The 13,075-nt window shown below is 33.3% G+C and carries 15 protein-coding genes; 7 read left to right on the plus strand and 8 right to left on the minus strand.

Annotated elements, in window-relative coordinates:
* Window positions 1–47: 47 nt before the first annotated feature.
* From rplM to AAHF52_RS03510, 3 genes are all read left to right on the plus strand, one after another.
* Window positions 48–506 carry a 50S ribosomal protein L13 gene (gene rplM / locus AAHF52_RS03500; RefSeq protein WP_006014941.1) on the plus strand — a complete coding sequence of 153 codons (459 nt, stop codon included), beginning with the start codon at window positions 48–50 and terminating at the stop codon, window positions 504–506.
* Between the two features lie 47 nt (window positions 507–553).
* Complete coding sequence (rpsI, locus tag AAHF52_RS03505; RefSeq protein ID WP_052264863.1) at window positions 554–955, plus strand: 30S ribosomal protein S9; 402 nt, start codon at window positions 554–556, stop codon at window positions 953–955.
* Window positions 956–1,100: 145 nt separating this feature from the next.
* Complete coding sequence (locus AAHF52_RS03510) at window positions 1,101–1,403, plus strand: HU family DNA-binding protein (protein ID WP_019236673.1); 303 nt, start codon at window positions 1,101–1,103, stop codon at window positions 1,401–1,403.
* A 1-nt stretch (window position 1,404) separates the two neighbouring features.
* On the opposite strand, the gene AAHF52_RS03515 is transcribed toward AAHF52_RS03510, so the two are convergent.
* Entirely contained in the window at window positions 1,405–2,112 is a 708-nt protein-coding gene (locus AAHF52_RS03515; RefSeq protein ID WP_019236674.1) for a pyridoxine 5'-phosphate synthase, read from the minus strand.
* A gap of 372 nt (window positions 2,113–2,484) precedes the next feature.
* Here AAHF52_RS03515 and AAHF52_RS03520 point away from each other — a divergent pair, with 372 nt between their 5' ends.
* Window positions 2,485–2,940 (plus strand): Hsp20/alpha crystallin family protein, encoded by a 456-nt coding sequence (locus AAHF52_RS03520; RefSeq protein WP_007302039.1) that lies wholly within the window; start codon window positions 2,485–2,487, stop codon window positions 2,938–2,940.
* Window positions 2,941–3,811: 871 nt separating this feature from the next.
* On the opposite strand, the gene gltX is transcribed toward AAHF52_RS03520, so the two are convergent.
* Entirely contained in the window at window positions 3,812–5,164 is a 1,353-nt protein-coding gene (gene gltX / locus AAHF52_RS03525; RefSeq protein ID WP_342068370.1) for a glutamate--tRNA ligase, read from the minus strand.
* A gap of 151 nt (window positions 5,165–5,315) precedes the next feature.
* On the opposite strand from gltX, the gene AAHF52_RS03530 reads away from it, so the two are divergent.
* The gene (locus AAHF52_RS03530) at window positions 5,316–5,993 is read left to right on the plus strand and encodes an ankyrin repeat domain-containing protein (RefSeq protein ID WP_264376605.1); all 678 of its coding nucleotides are present in this window, start codon (window positions 5,316–5,318) and stop codon (window positions 5,991–5,993) included.
* Between the two features lie 61 nt (window positions 5,994–6,054).
* Window positions 6,055–8,025 carry an acetyl-CoA carboxylase biotin carboxylase subunit gene (locus AAHF52_RS03535; protein WP_096097194.1) on the plus strand — a complete coding sequence of 657 codons (1,971 nt, stop codon included), beginning with the start codon at window positions 6,055–6,057 and terminating at the stop codon, window positions 8,023–8,025.
* On the opposite strand, the gene AAHF52_RS03540 is transcribed toward AAHF52_RS03535, so the two are convergent.
* From AAHF52_RS03540 to AAHF52_RS03565, 6 genes are read right to left on the minus strand one after another with little or no spacing between them, the layout of a single operon-like run.
* Window positions 8,008–8,997, minus strand: coding sequence for a COX15/CtaA family protein (locus AAHF52_RS03540; protein WP_052264899.1), 990 nt, complete (start codon window positions 8,995–8,997; stop codon window positions 8,008–8,010). The genes AAHF52_RS03535 and AAHF52_RS03540 overlap by 18 nt on opposite strands.
* Window positions 8,979–10,568, minus strand: a complete 1,590-nt coding sequence (locus AAHF52_RS03545; RefSeq protein ID WP_052264898.1) for a glycosyltransferase family 2 protein — start codon at window positions 10,566–10,568, stop codon at window positions 8,979–8,981. Before AAHF52_RS03545 ends, AAHF52_RS03540 begins: the two co-directional genes overlap by 19 nt.
* 5 nt (window positions 10,569–10,573) lie before the next feature.
* Window positions 10,574–11,050, minus strand: a complete 477-nt coding sequence (locus tag AAHF52_RS03550; RefSeq protein ID WP_052264897.1) for an ATP synthase F0F1 subunit B — start codon at window positions 11,048–11,050, stop codon at window positions 10,574–10,576.
* Between the two features lie 7 nt (window positions 11,051–11,057).
* On the minus strand, window positions 11,058–11,537 hold the full coding sequence (locus tag AAHF52_RS03555; RefSeq protein ID WP_007302046.1) for an ATP synthase F0 subunit B: 480 nt from the start codon (window positions 11,535–11,537) through the stop codon (window positions 11,058–11,060).
* 3 nt (window positions 11,538–11,540) lie between these two features.
* The gene (locus tag AAHF52_RS03560) at window positions 11,541–11,768 is read right to left on the minus strand and encodes a F0F1 ATP synthase subunit C (RefSeq protein WP_006014985.1); all 228 of its coding nucleotides are present in this window, start codon (window positions 11,766–11,768) and stop codon (window positions 11,541–11,543) included.
* Window positions 11,769–11,827: 59 nt separating this feature from the next.
* Window positions 11,828–12,553: a F0F1 ATP synthase subunit A gene (locus AAHF52_RS03565; protein ID WP_007302047.1), complete on the minus strand. Its 726-nt coding sequence runs from the start codon at window positions 12,551–12,553 to the stop codon at window positions 11,828–11,830.
* Window positions 12,554–12,761: 208 nt separating this feature from the next.
* Between AAHF52_RS03565 and AAHF52_RS03570 the strand changes: the two genes are divergently transcribed.
* Window positions 12,762–12,977, plus strand: a complete 216-nt coding sequence (locus AAHF52_RS03570; protein WP_264376606.1) for a hypothetical protein — start codon at window positions 12,762–12,764, stop codon at window positions 12,975–12,977.
* Window positions 12,978–13,075: the final 98 nt, after the last annotated feature.

Raw genomic sequence — 13,075 nt, forward strand, 5'->3', positions numbered from 1 at the left:
CTATCAAGCAACTCAGTGTATCATAATCTACTGTTATGTATTGATATATGAAAACTTTTTTCTTAAAAGAGAAACAAGTCGATAAAAAATGGCTTGTTATAGATGCAGAAGGATTAGTAGTAGGAAGGCTTGCAGCGTTTGTAGCAGCGCTATTGCGTGGAAAGCATAAGCCTGAATACACACCTCATATGGATTGTGGAGATAATGTAATTATTGTTAATGCAGAAAAGGTACATTTTACCGGAAAGAAACTTAAAGATAAAATCTACTATAGGCATACAGGTTATTCTGGTGGTTTAAAGAAAACTACTCCAGATAATATTTTAAATGGCAAATTCCCTGAGCGTGTGATAAAAATGGCAGTAAAAAGAATGCTTGATGATGGTCCTATGGCACGTAGACGGTTTGAAAATTTGTATGTTTATTCTGGTTCAGAACATAAGCATCAAGGACAGCAACCTGAAAAAATAGATTTTGCCTCTTTAAATCGTAAAAATAAGAAATAATGGAGTAAAAAGTGAAAATAAATAATAATGATCAGCCAAAAAAGGCAATGATTGACTCACTTGGTCGTTCATATGCCACAGGTCGAAGGAAAGAATCTGTAGCAAGAGTATGGATAAAGCCAGGAAGTGGAAAATTTAGTGTTAATAAAAAAGATGATTTAATTTCTTATTTTAAAAGAGAATCAGTGTGTCAAATGATTAAAGCGCCATTCATAGTAACTTCTATGTTAGATAGGTATGATGTGTTTGCAACTGTAAAAGGTGGAGGACTATCTGGCCAAGCAGGTGCCTTAGCTCATGGAATAAGCAGAGCTTTAAGTAGTATAAGTCAAGATCTACACTCTATATTACGTAAGGGTGGATTCCTAACTAGAGATTCACGTGTTGTTGAGCGTAAGAAATATGGTCAACATAAAGCTCGGAAAAAATGTCAGTTTTCTAAGAGATAATTGTTTCATAATGGTATTTTTTTGTAAATATTATACAAGTTCTTACAAGGTTTTATGACATTTTCTCTTTTTATGACGAATTTAGTTGACTATTGGTATTAGCATAATATGCTGTTTATGTAATTTTTCAATATTAAGGTAATTTATGAGTAAAGAAGATATAGTAAACCAACTGAGTCAAGAGTGCTCTAGTCAAGGTATAGATATAACAAAAGCTAGTTTGGGTAAGCTTCATGATATTTTTATGGAAACAATCAAGAACGATCTAAATCGTAAAGGTGAAATACGTTTGCATGGAATAGGGACATTCTCTACTGCTATAAGTAAGGAAAGACAATGCCGTAATCCTCAAAATGGTGAGATTATGACCGTTCCTGAAAAGAAAAGAGTAAGGTTTAAAGCAAGTCAAGCTCTTTCAAGTACTTTAAATACCAAAGAGAAAGTATAAGCTACTTAGATATTGTCATTTTCATCTTTTTAGTTACACTATGTAAGCCATGAAATATAGCCTCGCTGATTAAAGAATGGCCTATATTAAGAGCTGAGATGTGAGGTATTTCTTTTATTCTTTTAGCATGTTTATAATTTATGCCATGCCCTGCGTGGCATTCTACTCCTAGCTTATTAATGTATTCTGCAGAGTTAGTAATAAGTTTTAATTTTTCTTCTGATGGATTATCACAGTAATCCCCTGTGTGAATTTCTATTATGTCAGGCTTTCTTTCTAGCTTCTCAAGATATTTTAGTTGATTAATATTTGGATCGATAAACAGTGAGACTTTTATGTCAAAGCTATGCATTTCCTCTATTATACCAGAAAGTTTACTGTGCATATTCACGATATTCAGGCCACCTTCGGTTGTTAATTCTTCTCTTTTTTCTGGTACTATACAAATCGAATAGGGTTTTACTTCTTTTGCTATTTTGAGCATTTCTTCCGTAGCTGCGATTTCAAGATTTAACTCAGTGCTAATGTTTTGTTTTAGATTGAATACATCCTCATCTCTGATATGCCTTCTGTCTTCTCGTAAGTGTACGGTGATAAAATCTGCTCCAGCATCAATAGCTATTTTTGCTGCTTTTAATGGATCTGGATAAGAAGCTCCACGTGCGTTGCGAAGGGTTGCAACGTGATCAATATTAACGCCCAATTTCACAATTTACCTCAAAAATTATTTATAAATTATACATATTATTAGATCTTATGCATGTCATTGTTTAATGCCATAGCTGAAAGACGGAGCTAGCAGTTATACCAATTCTCATTGTTGGCAAGTCAAATAAGAAACATTCAAAATTGTTTGATTGTGGAAGTGGAAAGAGAAGTAATAAATTTGCATACACTTGCCCTTTTTTACAGTTAATCTAGTTTATACAACTACTCATGGTAATCCAAATAAGATTTTTTCTCATAATCAAGTTATAGTAAACGGGGAAAATTTTTCGCATCTAAAAAATTTTAGATTTAGGATTGAAATTAATAAGTGGAGTGATTATGTAATGCATGTATTAGTAAAAGGAGGTACAACATGAGTAATATAGTTCATTTAAATAAAAACAATAATCGTGATAATTTTAGTGTAAGAGGGTTACAAAGAGCCGTTGATGACATATTTGATAGCTTCTTTACAGGATGGAACCCAGAGCTTTCTAAAAGAGGCAGTAGCCTACTACCAGTTTGTGACCTTTATGAAACAAAGGAAAGCTATTGCCTATCATTAGAGTTACCAGGTATTCCTAAAGAAAGCATAGACATTAGTATATCTGGCGATAACTTAATAGTGAAGGGTGAAAAAACATGTGATAATGAATCAAAAGATAAGCAGTTTTACCACAAAGAAAGGTACTATGGTTCTTTCTATAGATCTATTCAACTTCCAACAAATGTAGAGCAAGATAAGGTATCTGCCAACTTTTTAGATGGGGTATTGCATGTAACCATACCTAAATCAGAGAAACACATCAAGAAAATTGATGTAAAGTAATCAGTAAGTAATAGCAGGCTTCTGACCTTGAGGCTTGCTATTTTAATATCTGTTCAGCAGAGTGGCAAAATAAGGTAAACGAGAAAAGACAACTAAATGAGTGTCATGAAAGTAGCTGATGCTGGCTCCCTTATGAAGGTGTCATCTTAGCACCCAGACACTGATTTTTTAATTGAAAATGTTGTCTTGTTTGTGATAAATTTTGCTCGATGCCAGTGTCGAGCACTGGCATGACATTATAGAAGCTGGAATTACAGTGTCAGCTACTTGAATGACAATATTTGCTGTGTAATTTACCTTAAAAAATGAAATTCCTACAGCTACGTGTAAGCTACTTTCATGACACTCATTTAGTTGTCTTTTCTCGTCTACCTTATTTTACCACTTTGCTGAACAGATATGTAAAATATTAACTTAGCAATACAAAAAATTATCTATAGATTAGACACACCATTAGATCTTATGCATAGTCATTTTTTAATTCCATAGCTGAGACGGAGCCTGCTCCCCTTATCATGAAACTGAAGTCTATATGGTACCACAGTATAATGATATAATAAAATATGAAAAAAATACCAATAAAAAAAGGCAAAAAAAGCCCGTATTAACTTTAACAATTTAAAATGATTTAATGTGAAAACCATAGGCGCCAATTGTTTTTTTAACTTAAAAATAAAAGTCAAGTATCAGGAATTCTAGACATAAACCCTCCTATATGAATAAAGAGCTAGCAAAAATAAACTTATATATTTTTTGCTGAAATTTGATTATTTGGTGAAAAAACCTGCAGGTGAAGATAGATTTTGGATCCTAAAAAATCTTCATCCTCCACTATAATGAAGCCACCAGAGTCTGTCAAGTAATTTTTTATTTAAATTGCTTGCAATCTTTTTATACACTCATCTTTACCAAGAATTACCATGATATCGATGATTCCAGGCGCATCCATTATTCCAGTTATTGGGGCGCGTAATGAGTGGTATATATCGCTCATTTTTATATTATGTAATTTTGAAAATTCCTTAATCTGAGAAGATAAAAAATTCTTATTCCAATCTTCACTACCTACACTCGAAAGAAATGATGCAAGTAACTTAATTACATTGAAGTTAGATTTGACAATTTGCTGAGCTTCTTCACTAAAATCAACTTGAATATAAAATTTTGCTAAGTCCAATAATTCGGTCAAATAGTTTGCTCTTTTTTTCAGCTCTGTCAGTCCCTGCAGTAAATAGCTCTTTTTTTTGTCAGTTAGAGTATTTTCTCTAAGCATTAGAGTCAGAATATCTTCATTGCTCATATTACTAATATAGTGGTTATTCAAATGCTCCAGTTTTTTGAAATCGAGCCGTGCAGGTGAGCGACCGATGCTTTCTAAATTAAACCACTCTATTGCTTGCTCATCGCTAATAATCTCATCGTTGCCATGACTCCAGCCAAGTCTTAGCAAGTAATTACGCATTGCCTGTGGCAATATTCCCATCTTTTCATAATCGCAAACACTTGTTGCACCATGCCTTTTAGATAACTTATTCCCGTCTTCTCCATGAATAAGCGGTACGTGTGCAAAGCGTGGAACATCAAAATCAAGAGCTTGGTATATTAGTAATTGCTTGAAGGTATTAGTGAGATGATCAGAGCCACGTATAATATCGGTTATTCCAGCATCATGGTCATCAACCACTACAGCAAAAATATATGTTGGAGTATTGTCAGAGCGCAAGATTACTATGTCATCAAGCTGATCGCTACTTATTGTAACTTGGCCGTATATTTTATCGTCAACAACAATATCTTCTGAGTCTGGCACTTTGAAACGGACAACAGGGTTTGCGCTTGATGTCGAATGAGTACACTTATGCTTATATATTTTTCCTTCTTCTCTTGCTCTTGCCTTCTTTTCTGCAACTTCATCTTCAGGGCAGTAACAGTGATACGCCCTACCCTTTTCAACTAAAAGATTTGCAACTTCAATATGTCTAGCTATTCTTCTCGATTGGTATATTATTTCTCCATCATAGTTTATTCCAAGCCATTTTAACCCATCTATTATTGCATCAACTGCTTCCTGTGTTGAACGTTTTCTGTCAGTGTCTTCAATCCTTAGCAAAAACTCCCCACCATGACGCTTTGCATAGAGCCAATTAAATAACGCAGTACGAGCTCCTCCAATATGTAAAAATCCTGTTGGTGATGGAGCGAATCTAGTGACTATACCTGGCATATTTGTCTATTGTGATAACGTAACCGATGATAACTAAAATTTGTACTTGCAACAACGTGGAACTATAGTAAATTTGAAAGATCAATTTACATTTATTTTTAACAAACTGCATTGTATAATTTAATATTAGTGAATGCAGTGAGGTGTATATATGGATAATTTATTTGAAATTGCAAGAGGAGTTGTAACAGAAGAGGATGAAAATAAATTTATTGAAGCTTGCAGGAAAAGAGTTGCTTGTGTAGCTAAGCATAGAATTGATGAAAATGGAAACCCATTTCATATAGCAGCAAGTAAAGGGTTTCTATTATCTGCGTTACAGGGGATCATAAAGTATTTAGAAAAAGATACTGAGAGCAAAGTCAAGAAAGCAAAAGAAGCTAAAGATTGGGAAAAAGTAAAAAGATTAGAAAAGGAATTTAAGAATAACAAGAAATATATTAAGGAAGCACTCCTCGATAAAAGCTATATTAAGGATGAAGGGAAGAAGGCAGTATCACCCCTTTATTTCTTGGACCCTGCAGAGCGGAAAGAAGTTAAGCAAATTGCAGATATAAAATGTGGCTTTATATGTAATAAGAAGTTTCATATATGCTTATATATAGTAGGAGCTATAGTGTGTGCTACCGCTATGTGTGTATCTTTGTATCTTCTATTTTCGGCTTCTCAATCTCTTGCATTGGCTTCAATAGCAACAATAGCTTCTGGAGGATCTTCATATCTGTTATTTAAGGCATGTAATGAAGTATATGGCCTCTATAACGAAAGTACTATAGTGACAGATCCTGATGTTATGCAACTTTTAGATAGTGGTTTAGCCCCAGTGTGAAGTATTTGCAGGTAGTAATATAGAAATTTACTTTCTTAACTTAAGAAAGTATACTTATAAGATGATAAGAAAGAAGTATAGTAAGATTTTAGTAGCGAACAGAGGGGAGATTGCCTGCAGAATAATCAAAACTGCGCACAAGATGGGCATATCTTGTGTGTCTGTGTACTCAGATGCAGATGCAAATTCTGTGCATGTAAAGCAAGCAGATGAGTCAAGGCACATTGGCCCTTCGCCTGCTTATCTTAGTTACTTAAATATCGAAAAAATATGCGAAGTAGCAGTTGAAACAGGTGCCGAGGCGGTTCATCCTGGCTATGGGTTTTTAGCAGAAAATCCAGATTTTCCCCGTGCTCTGGAAAAACATAACATAGATTTCATTGGTCCAAGTGCAGAAACAATAGAAGTTACAGCCAATAAAATAACGGCAAAAGAAGAGGCAAGAAAAGCTGGAGTAAATGTAGTGCCAGGATATATGGGTAAGATCGAAGATGCTGCCCACGCAGCCATCGTTGCTGAAGAGATTGGTTTTCCCGTTATGCTCAAAGCTGCATCAGGTGGTGGTGGCAAAGGAATGCGAATTGTATATTCCAAAAAAGAAATTGAACTAGCATTTACATCAGCAACAAATGAAGCAGAGAAAAGTTTTAAAGATGGCAGTATTTTTATAGAGAAATATATAGAGCTGCCAAGACACATTGAAATACAAATCATAGCAGATAAATACGGCAATATAGTGTGTCTTGGGGAGAGAGAGTGCTCGGTACAGAGGAATAACCAGAAAATAATAGAAGAAACACCAAGCCCATTTATTAGTGAAGAAGTAAGACAAAAAATGTATGCTCAATGTGTTTCTTTGGCAAAGCAAGTTGATTATTTTTCAGCAGGTACTGTCGAGTTTGTTGTAGATAAGAACCAAAACTTCTATTTTCTTGAGGTAAATACGAGATTACAAGTTGAGCATCCAGTAACAGAATTTGTCACTGGAATAGATATAGTGGAAGAGATGATCAGAATTTCTTGCGGAGAAAAATTAAGATTTGGTCAGAATGATATTAAACTTATTGGCTCTGCAATAGAAAGCAGAATTTGCGCTGAAGATCCATCAAAGAGATTTTTTCCTTCCAGCGGAAGAATCAAATATTACGACAAACCAGATGATGTAAGAATAGATGATGGAGTAGCTAGCGGTTCAGAAATCAGCATGTTCTACGACTCAATGATTGCAAAAATTATAACCTATGGAAAAGATAGAATAGAAGCAATCAGCAGAATGCAAAAAGCATTGTCTAAATGTTATATAGAAGGAGTAACAAATAATATAGAATTTCTAGAATCCATCTTCCATAATCCAAATTTTATTGCAGCAAAGCTCCACACAAGATTCATTCCAAATCATTATCCTGGTGGGTTTCAAGGCGATCTTATTACAGAAGAATATATTAAAATATTTATCTTTACTGCACTGTATGTTCACTTAGAAAATGAGGGAAAGTATTACAGTAAGTCAACAGACGAAGCATTCATAGTGAAAATAGATGACAATGAGTACTCCGTAAATGCAAAGTATCAAGATAACACATTAACAACAGTATATAACCACAATAAATACTCCGTGGTGGGTAAGTGGAAATCAAGTTACAGATTACTATATATCACAATTAATGATGATACCAATATAGCACTTAAAATAGAAAGGCAAGGCAGCAAATACTTTATAAGACACGCAGGTATGAAAGCTAAATGTTGTGTATTGAAACCTCATGTAGCTGAACTAAGCAAATTAATGCTAAACAACAAAACAGAAGGGATTTCAGTAGACGCTGTAAAATCTCCAATATCCGGTTTATTGGTTAAATTACACGTCAATGCTGGAGATCAGGTAGAGGTAGGACAACCTCTATTTGTTGTAGAGGCAATGAAAATGGAAAATATAATATGTGCTGAATCAGAAATGGTGATAAAAAATATCCCTGTTAAAGAAGGAAAAAATATACATGCTGGTGATTTGGTATTAGATCTGGTTTCTTAAATAACATAAGCAGTATAAACTTGACCCGAATAAGATAAACGAAAACATTTGATGGGCTATAGCAATGGCCATTGGTATATGCAGCAACAAAGTTACTACTCCTAAAATTACCTGAATGATGACGGAGAGTAGCATAATATATACTGGTTTTACACTGGCATTTTTTATTGTGAGTATTGCTGTCAGAACTAATATCAGCAATGCCAATGCCCGGTGTATGAATTGCACTGTTACTCTATTTTCAAAGATATTTAGCCAAGCAGGCTGTAAGTAAAATAAATCTTCCGGAACAATTTGTCCATCCATCAGTGGAAAGGTATTGTAAATTAAACCAGCATTTAGCCCTGCAACAAATGCACCGAAGATTATTTGTACTGTCACTAGGATTAAAATTATCCATATGTAACATGTACTAACCTTAAGTTTAGTTTGCCTTGGTTTGATTTGGTAATCAAAAAATTGATATGACAATAATGCAAAGATAACCAACGCAAGCAGTAAGTGAAGTGCGAGCTTATAGTGACTAACATGAGGATTGACTACCAAACCGCTTTTTACCATATACCAACCAGCAAAAGCTTGTAAAATTCCAAATAATAGTGCTGTAGATAACCTTATTACTGCATTTTTAGGTATTCTTTTTTTTAGTGTAAAGTATATAAACGGTAAAATAAAAACTAAACCTGTCAGCCTTGCAATTAACCTGTGCACATATTCTATTAAGTATATGGTGCGAAACTCTTCCATACTCATACCATAATTAAATGCTTTATATTCAGGTGTAGCTTCATATTTTGATTTTTCTTTTAGCCAGTCTTGTTCACTCAGCGGTGGCAATGTTCCGGTAATTGGTTTCCATTCCGTGATTGACAATCCTGCTTTTGAAAGTCTGGTAAATCCACCAATTCCCACCATGCAAATCACCATGAGAGAGCAGAGAAAAAGCCAAATAGCTACAGGTTTTGCTTCCATAATCCATGCTGAGTTTTATTCCATTGCTGAGGGTGAATAACAAATTCCCACAAAGCGAGAAAAGCTGCAACGCTATGTAGTAGACTATAGACGGGAAAAAATATTGATACTATATAAAAATAAAAAGGCATTTTTTGTTGTCTGATAGCTATTATCAAAAAAATCAAGTTAATACCGTATACTATTATAAAATAATATAAGAATAATTCATTCAAAATTTGAGTCAGCACCAATGAAAGTAACAAAAAAGGAGTCGTGAAAAATATAAAAGCTGAGGAACCAACAAAAAGGTTTAATAGCAAAACTCCCTTAAGCCCAGTGTGCTTAAAAAGTAATTTTATATTTTTTAAATGAACGATATAAGTTTGCATATAACCTTTAATCCAGCGTGCTCTTTGTTTGATCCAAGCAAACACAGTAGTTGGTGATTCTTCCAATGTTTCTGAATCAATAATCCTGGTTTTATATCCCATTTGCGCAAGTCTCAAACCAAGGTCAGCGTCTTCAGTGACATTGTAAGCATCCCAAAAAAGCACTTTCTTTAAAATTTCCACTGAAAAATGGTTACTGCTACCACCCAAAGGTATTGGCATGTTCATTTTTTGAAATCCAGGCAAAAAATATTGAAACCAGTTCATATACTCGAGAGAAAAGAATTTTGTAAGAAAATTGCAACCAAAGTTATAGTAATTTAATTTCGCCTGTACACAAGCCAACTTTTCGTCGCCCTTATTAAATTCAATTAGTGCTTTTTTTAACTGCAACGGATCTGGCTTGTCATCTGCATCATATATTACCACATACTTTCCTCTAGCAAAGCTCATAGCATAATTGCATGACTTAGCTTTTGTTCTAGGCAGAGAATGAGGCACTTTTATTACTTCAAAATACTGTGGTAAAGTGCATTTTTCTATAGCTGCCAACATTTCTTGATCATCGCTCTCTATCACAAGCTTTACATCTAATTTTGATTTTGGATAATCCAAACTTTCAATGCTCTTAATCAATTGCTTTATAACCGCATTCTCTTTAAAAGCAGGCAATAAAATAGTATATATAGGTTCATTCATCTTATCATAATCTGCTTTTTGGTTAGAAATTTTACGCAAGCCAAAAATTTTAGTTACAAATTTGAATAAAGAACTAGAACATCCGATTATAAATATCAACACCAAAGCAAAATATGCATATTTTTTTGTCAGTGTTAAAGTCGAAATCATAACAAAGAAAGAGGAAAAAAAGATTGAACTGAGCCTAATGCTTTTAGCTGAAAAATTAGGATTCTTATAATATAAGTAGTTACTTGCGAATTCTGAAATACCAAAGTGTGAGTTAAGAAGATTTAAAATCTGTTTGCTATCTACTTTTATCAATACATATTCAATACCGTAATGAGATTCGACCCAAAGGTTGATATCTTGGCTTATGTCTTCAACCATAAAAAAAGTAGTATCATTTAATTTTTGCCAAGGAATTATATTAAACCTATAGTAGAAAAGTTTCTCTTGTTCTTTGCATAAACTAGAATCAAATTTAATTTTTTCTACATTATCAGTTTGAAGTACAGGCATTAAACTTAATGCAACTTTTTGCTCAAGTCACGTGAAAACGAAGATATAACCTCACTACTACGCTTATCATCTTTACGTTCATGCATTATTTTTTTTACAGCATCAGCAGCTATACTCGCTGTGTTAGCTTGTAAATCCCCAAGAGCTTTTTCAACTTGGTCAGTAACTTTCTTCAAATTAGAATGGGCATTTTCATCTAACGTTTGATCGAGTTGCTGTCTATTATGCTTAATAATACTATTAGCCTTATCAAGTGCTTCATTCATCATTTTGTTAACTTCTGCATCTAATTTTTTGTATTTTTCAGAAGATTTTTTGTAATACTCCAACATATCTTTTCTGAATTTTTCAGTTTCTTCACTTGAAAACTTGCTTTTGTTACGTTTATTGTTAAGCGCGTTTTTTATTACCTTCCTTAGCAATTTATATGAGAGGATAAAACCTACTAAAAAAGCAAGGCTTATAACTAGTAATGTAGACATAAAAACCCTAAAATTCTTTTGACACCAAGTCAGCAACAAATTCCTCTTCAATCTCAGAATTAGTTAACTTAGTATAGTAAATCAAAGCAATACTAGTAGCCATTTGTTTTAATTCACTAATATACTTAGATTTAAATTGTACTACCTTTTCTTCAACAAGTTTAATCATCTTCTTGTCTTCCTCTTCCAATATATCCTTAACATTCGCTCTCATTTCTTCTACTTGAGCAAATGCATCATCTATGATTTTTTTTGCCCGTACTCTAGCTTGATTTAAAGCTGCATTATACTTGGCAATTTGCTCTTCTGTAAGTCTTAAAAGGTGAATAGAACTATTAAATGAATCTAACACTTCTTTACTTCTAGTGCTTATTATTTCATCTAACTTCGGTAAAAACAAACAACTCACTACAAAAAAAAGTGAAGAGAAAAAAATTAAAAACCAAAAAATTTGAGAAGAGAAAGTTGAAACATCAAGCTGTGGCATCTGTTAAGCAGCAAATATTAATAACATTGCAAGTACAAACGCAAGCAACCCCATGATTTCAACCATGGCAGCACCAATATAAACGTAACTTTTCATTTTACCTTCTGACTCAGGATTTCTCGCAATCCCATTTAACATAGCAGAGAAGATATTAGCTATACCTAAACCAGCACCGAGCATTCCAAATACAGCCAAACCAATTGCTATAAATTTTAAAGCCACTAAATCCATATATTACCTTTAACTATTTCTTTATAATATAATTGTAAAATATTCTGCAAGGAAGTCAATTACTTTACTGCATCTGACAAATATACACATGTTAATATAGTAAATATATAAGCTTGCAAAACTGCAACAAATACTTCAAATCCTATTAGTGCAATTATAAACAAAAAAGGTGCAGGTGTAAAAAATATGTTCATATTTATGACGAATCCTGCTATCACTTTGATGATTGTATGACCCGCAATCATATTTGCTGCAAGCCTTATTGATAAACTAATCGGTCTTACTAAATAAGCAAATAATTTAATAATGATGATTATAGGTGCAAGCCACGAAGGAGTTCCTTTTGGTAGCAATATGCGTAAAAATTCTACTCCTCTTTCTTTAAACCCAACAATCGTTATATAAGTAAAAACCACCATTGATAAAGCGAAGGTAACTATCACATGACTTGTAACTGTGAAACTATAAGGAAGAACACCAACTAAATTACACGATAAAATGAAAATAAATACTGTAAATATCAAAGGAATGTGCTCCAAACCTTTGCTTCCAGTGTTACTTTCTATTATTGAAACAACAAAATCATATACATATTCAACTGCAGCTTGCAAATATCCTGGTATTACTGCACCTTTTCTTATTCCAAGGAGCAAAAACAGTACCATTAATATCACCGAGATCATCATAAAAAGAGATGAGTTGGTAAAGTTTATGTCATACCCAAATAATTTTGGTAGTTCTATTATTGTATATACTTTAAATTGTTCTAGCGGATTTAACGCCATTTTGACCCTGTATACTTAAACTGCAGCAGTAAATAAAGTATAAATTTTATAGAATAAAGTCAAGAATTAATATAAGGAGCTCTGTATTATTAACATATTAACAAAATATACAATTAAAATGCAAATTATAGTCAGCTACCAATCTTATTCTAAATTCTTGACTTAACATCTTATTTTAACTATAATTTAGTTTTAATATGAGGCAATTATGAACGAAATAGATTTTACTAATCCACCTTTAAATTTAGAACAGGAATGTGGTAACGGGTACATCAAGTTTACAGATTATTCTTCTAACTCAGACACTGGTCTTTTCCACATGGCAGGTGAAATGCTAAATGAAAGCCATGATGTTATAGGAAATTTCACTGGTGATGCTTACATTTATAATTTCCATATAGATGATCACAATATGAACATTTAACTCTGCATGGAAATGGACTGCAAAGGTGATATAAAGAAAATTCTTTCTTTGTAGAAAAAGTAGGCTTCTCCTTCGTTTTTTACAATTAGAGAAGCTAC

Origin of the sequence: Wolbachia endosymbiont (group B) of Melanargia galathea, assembly GCF_964030625.1 — a bacterium.
Classification (GTDB): domain Bacteria; phylum Pseudomonadota; class Alphaproteobacteria; order Rickettsiales; family Anaplasmataceae; genus Wolbachia.

Coding starts and splice junctions, on each gene's coding strand:
- rplM (WP_006014941.1), top strand. CDS start 48: ATGAAAACTTTTTTCTTAAAAGAGAAACAAGTCGATAAAAAATGGCTT.
- rpsI (WP_052264863.1), top strand. CDS start 554: ATGATTGACTCACTTGGTCGTTCATATGCCACAGGTCGAAGGAAAGAA.
- AAHF52_RS03510 (WP_019236673.1), top strand. CDS start 1,101: ATGAGTAAAGAAGATATAGTAAACCAACTGAGTCAAGAGTGCTCTAGT.
- AAHF52_RS03520 (WP_007302039.1), top strand. CDS start 2,485: ATGAGTAATATAGTTCATTTAAATAAAAACAATAATCGTGATAATTTT.
- gltX (WP_342068370.1), bottom strand. CDS start 5,164: ATGCCAGGTATAGTCACTAGATTCGCTCCATCACCAACAGGATTTTTA.
- AAHF52_RS03530 (WP_264376605.1), top strand. CDS start 5,316: ATGGATAATTTATTTGAAATTGCAAGAGGAGTTGTAACAGAAGAGGAT.
- AAHF52_RS03535 (WP_096097194.1), top strand. CDS start 6,055: ATGATAAGAAAGAAGTATAGTAAGATTTTAGTAGCGAACAGAGGGGAG.
- AAHF52_RS03540 (WP_052264899.1), bottom strand. CDS start 8,997: ATGGAAGCAAAACCTGTAGCTATTTGGCTTTTTCTCTGCTCTCTCATG.
- AAHF52_RS03545 (WP_052264898.1), bottom strand. CDS start 10,568: ATGCCTGTACTTCAAACTGATAATGTAGAAAAAATTAAATTTGATTCT.
- AAHF52_RS03550 (WP_052264897.1), bottom strand. CDS start 11,050: ATGTCTACATTACTAGTTATAAGCCTTGCTTTTTTAGTAGGTTTTATC.
- AAHF52_RS03555 (WP_007302046.1), bottom strand. CDS start 11,537: ATGCCACAGCTTGATGTTTCAACTTTCTCTTCTCAAATTTTTTGGTTT.
- AAHF52_RS03560 (WP_006014985.1), bottom strand. CDS start 11,768: ATGGATTTAGTGGCTTTAAAATTTATAGCAATTGGTTTGGCTGTATTT.
- AAHF52_RS03565 (WP_007302047.1), bottom strand. CDS start 12,553: ATGGCGTTAAATCCGCTAGAACAATTTAAAGTATATACAATAATAGAA.
- AAHF52_RS03570 (WP_264376606.1), top strand. CDS start 12,762: ATGAACGAAATAGATTTTACTAATCCACCTTTAAATTTAGAACAGGAA.